Here is a 4732-nt window from a genome sequence, read left to right on the forward strand (position 1 = left end):
TTGCCGTGAAGAACTCGCGTGAGGTAGCTCTGCTCCCTTACGCCGCGACGGCACGATAGAAAGGGGCGATCATCATGAAGCTGATCCTCACCGCTGATGTAGACAACCTCGGTGCGCCTGGCGACACCGTCGAGGTCAAAGACGGATACGGCCGCAACTTCCTGCTGCCTCGCGGATTGGCCATTGCGGCCACCCGCGGTGCGCAGAAGCAGGTCGAAGGCATCCGCCGCGCTCAGGAAGCTCGTGCCGTCCGCGGCCTCGAGCATGCCAACGAGCTCAAGCAGGCCATCGAAGGGCTCGAGTCCGTGTCGCTGTCGGTCAAGACCGCAGGCGACAAGGGCAAGCTGTTCGGTTCGGTCACCGCTGCGGACGTCGCTGGTGCCCTCAAGGCATCGGGCGGACCGGTCGTCGACAAGCGCAGCATCGAGCTGCCGAAGGCGCACATCAAGGCAACAGGTAAGCACGGCGTCGTCGTGAACCTGCATCCCGATGTGACTGCGAAGTTCACGCTGGAGGTCGTCGGTAGCTGATATTTCAGCTCCCGGCCCGTTACGGCCGAAAAAAGCCCCACGAACACTAGTTCGGGGGGCTTTTTTCGTGTCTTGTCACAAAAATGCTGTGTCGCAACACATTTTGTTTGTGAGGGATATCTCTTGGGGGGCGTCTGGTGTTCGGTTTGCGTACCCTTTGAATTGGGGCGACACACGTAGTTCGACACTTCTACAACCGACCAGACGCCGAGACGCCGAGACGCCCGGAGGAACCTGCCGTGACAACGACAGTCGACAATGAGTCACCAGAATCATCGACGGATTCCGAGCGCACGTCTCGGATCGGGGGGATTCTGAAATACGACGTACCGGCATCGCTGGTCGTTTTCCTTGTAGCAGTACCACTTTCGATCGGCATCGCCGTTGCATCGGGGGCGCCGGTGATGGCGGGACTGATTGCCGCGGTCGTCGGTGGCATCCTCGCCGGAGCGCTGGGCGGTTCGCCGCTGCAGGTCAGTGGACCCGCAGCCGGACTCACCGTGGTGGTTGCCGAGCTGGTCAATCAATTCGGTTGGGCACTAACATGTCTCATCACGGTAGGCGCAGGTGCAGTTCAGATTCTGTTGGGACTGAGCAGGATCGCCAGGCACGCGCTTGCCATCTCACCGGTGGTGGTCCATGCCATGCTTGCCGGTATCGGCGTCACAATCGCGTTGCAACAGATTCATGTGCTGCTCGGTGGCGAATCCGAAAGCTCGGCAGTGGAGAACCTTCTCGCCATCCCGACCTCGGTTGCCGCCGGTCAGTGGCCGTCGATCCTCGTCGGTGGCGTAGTGATCGCGTTGATGTTGCTCTGGCCCCGACTTCCTGGAATGGCGTCGAAGATTCCTGCTGCGCTCGTCGCTGTGGTGACTGCGACGGCTATCTCGGTCGTTCTGAATCTCGACGTCGAACGAATCGATCTGCCCGGCAATCTGATCGAGGCGCTCAGCCTTCCAGCGCTTCCGGACGGCCAGTGGGTCGGTATCGCCACCGGCGTGTTGACCATTGCTCTGATCGCCAGCGTCGAGAGCTTGTTGTCTGCGGTGGCGGTCGACAAAATGCACACCGGTCCGCGGACCAACTTCGACCGTGAGCTCCTGGGGCAGGGTGCTGCGAACATGGTGTCCGGTGCAGCAGGTGGACTTCCGGTCACCGGCGTGATCGTGCGAAGCTCCAGTAATGTGAAGGCCGGAGCCAAGTCTCGTGCATCGGCAATTCTGCACGGTGTATGGATCCTCGTCTTCTCGGTGCTGTTCATTTCCATCGTGGAGTTGGTTCCGTTCGCGGCTCTCGCTGGGTTGCTGGTGATGATCGGCGTACAGCTGATCAAGCTGGCGGACATCAGGATTGCGAGCAAGACCGGTGATATCGCTGTCTACTCCGTGACTGTCATCGGTGTGGTGGTGCTGAATCTCCTCGAGGGCGTCCTGATCGGTCTGGCTCTCGCAGTATTTCTGGTTCTGCGTCGAGTGGTGTGGGCGCACGTTCGTGCGAGCGAAACAGTGGACGGCACCTGGCGAGTCCACATGGAGGGTTCGCTGAGCTTCCTGTCGCTCCCGCGTCTGACCCACGTCCTGTCCTCCGTGCCGAGCGGCGCGAAGGTGAACATGGAACTGGCCGTCGACTTTCTCGATCACGCTGTGCACGAACATCTTCACGAATGGGTGCGCCAGCACGAACTCGGTGGCGGCGACGTCAGCATCGAGGAGAACGGTTCGGCGTCGCTGGCAGCGGCGGCGGAGGGTCCGCCGAAGCGAGGCATGGCCGGTGTCCGTGGATCGTTGGCGCCGTGGTCCGCATGGCAGCTCAAGAGCGACTCCGAGGTCAACGAGAACCCGCCGGCGCTACGACCGGTGCTGTCCGGCGTCGCCGAATATCACCGGACACATGCGGACGCAATCAAGCCGCACCTGCAGGGAATGAAGGAGTTTCAGGACCCGGACACGTTCTTCCTCTGCTGCGTCGACTCGCGCGTCATGCCGAACACGATCACCAGCAGCGGCCCCGGTGACCTCTTCACCGTTCGCAACATGGGCAACATGATCCCGGCCCAGGGCCAAGATACGTCGGTCGAAGCGTCGCTGGCCTACGGTGTCGACATTCTGGGCACCAGTTCCGTTGTTGTGTGCGGACACTCGGGTTGTGGCGCGATGAGAGCGATTCTGGCGGGGCCGGACACAGTGGGCGACGAACGGGTCGTCGAGTGGCTCGAACACGGGTTGGCAAGCCTCGAAGCGCTGCGCAGCGGACATCCGGTGGGTCGAGCGGCCGCCGAGCTCGGCTTCGCCGAAGGTGATCAGTTGGCGATGGTGAACGTCGCCGTGCAGCTACAGACCCTGACCCGGCACCGAGTCGTCGGACGCGCGGCGGCCGAAGGCAAACTCCGGGTGACCGGATTGTTCTTCGACATCCCGTCCGCTCGCGTCCTCCAGATCAGCACCAAGGAGATCACGGTGCTCGACACCGCAGAGGTCGAGCCGGTCTAGCGTCCCCCGCCTCGGGCTTGTCGTGGGCGTGGTCGTGGGCGTGCGCTGGAAGGTGCGCGTTCAGCCGCGGTGGTGACCGAATGAGTCGTTCGCTGCCGGCCGGGGCTCGACGCGCAGGTTGCAGCGAGCGCGCGGGTTGCAACGCGTGCCCGGGCTGGAGGGTGCGCGTGGGCCTGGGCCTGGGCTGGAACGTGCGCGTTCAGCCGCGGTGGTGACCGAATGGGTCGTTCGGTGCGGTCCTGACCTGGCCGCGCAGGTTGCAGCGAGCGCGCGGGTTGCAACGCGTGCCTGGGCTGGAAGGTGCGCGTTCAAGGGTGGTGGTGACCGAATGAGCCGTTCGGTGCCCCCAAAGTGACCGAATGAGTCGTTCGGTGCGATTCGGGGCGCTGCGCGACGGATTTCGGGGCGCATGGGAATGTCCAGCCCCGACAAATATGGGCACGATTCATGTTTGAAACACAGCAGAACCGGAACGAGCAAACCTGATGCCCGCTTTTGTGAGTGTTCCCAGACACTGTGACGCAATTCACGCAATTGTTAACTTGCCATTTACTCAACACGCCCGAGTTGTCAACTCGGGCGACACGCCGCGAAATAATTCATACACAGGACAGAAAGTTCATGTACACCCTCTACGCTGGGAAAAGGCACCTCACCGACAAAGTTATACCCAGGTTATCCCCAGATGGTCAACACAGTTGTTCAGCACTATCCACAATTGCTCCACAGATTCATACACAGGCCGTGTTGGGACTGGAGACGAGACCACCTAACGTCCCCTCAGCGTGTCTTCGCGGCCCGATCGGGTGTCCACGGCGGCGGTGACATTCTTGGGTCTCGAGGGGTGTCGTAGGCGAGGGGTACAACTAGTTTCAGTTCGCAGCCGAGTGGTAGGCGGCCGCGGTTTACGACGGGAAAGGGCGGTCGAGTTCGCGTGGCAGTTGTGGACGATCGAGGGCAGTCGGACTACTCCTCCGCGCCTCCTCCCAGCGAGGCTCCGGGTGAAGACTTCGGTCGTCAGCCTCCTCAGGACATGGCAGCGGAGCAATCAGTTCTCGGCGGCATGCTGCTGAGCAAGGACGCCATCGCAGACGTCCTCGAGGTCTTGCGGCCGGGCGACTTCTACCGTCCGGCTCATCAGAGCGTGTACGACGCGATTCTGGACCTCTACAGCCGCGGTGAGCCCGCTGACCCCGTCACGGTGTCCGCCGAACTCGACCGACGTGGTGACCTCAAGAGGGTCGGCGGTCCCCCGTACTTGATCACTCTCACTCAGACGGTGCCGACGGCAGCAAATGCCGGCTACTACGCGGAGATCGTGGCGGAGAAGTCGATACTGCGCAGGCTCGTCCAGGCGGGCACTCGCATCGTGCAGTTCGGCTACGCGGGCTCTGACGGTCAAGATGTCGCCGAGGTCGTGGACCGCGCGCAGGCCGAGGTCTACGAGGTCACCGAGCGTCGTACGTCGGAGGACTTCCTCCCCCTCGAAGAGCTACTGCAGCCGACGATGGACGAGATCGACTCCATAGCCAGTCGTGGCGGCATTTCTCTCGGTGTGCCAACAGGATTCGCCGAACTAGACGAGATCACCAACGGCCTCCACCCAGGTCAGATGATCATCGTTGCGGCGAGGCCTGGCGTGGGCAAGGCGTTGGCCCTCGACACACCCCTCCCTACTCCTAGTGGTTGGACGACAATGGGTGAGGTCGCCGT

3 protein-coding genes are annotated in these 4732 nt (G+C 62.3%); all 3 read left to right on the forward strand.

Annotated features, from left to right (window positions below; translation table 11 throughout):
* Positions 1-74 precede the first annotated feature (74 nt).
* Positions 75-530 carry a 50S ribosomal protein L9 gene (gene rplI, locus A2J03_RS10065; protein ID WP_068372900.1) on the forward strand — a complete coding sequence of 152 codons (456 nt, stop codon included), beginning with the start codon at positions 75-77 and terminating at the stop codon, positions 528-530.
* A gap of 239 nt (positions 531-769) precedes the next feature.
* Positions 770-3019: a SulP family inorganic anion transporter gene (locus tag A2J03_RS10070; protein ID WP_068372903.1), complete on the forward strand. Its 2250-nt coding sequence runs from the start codon at positions 770-772 to the stop codon at positions 3017-3019.
* A gap of 934 nt (positions 3020-3953) precedes the next feature.
* Positions 3954-4732: DnaB-like helicase N-terminal domain-containing protein (locus tag A2J03_RS10075; protein ID WP_331712365.1), on the forward strand; the 779-nt coding region annotated here is incomplete at its 3' end.

The organism is Rhodococcus sp. EPR-157, from assembly GCF_001647195.1.
Classification (GTDB): domain Bacteria; phylum Actinomycetota; class Actinomycetes; order Mycobacteriales; family Mycobacteriaceae; genus Rhodococcoides.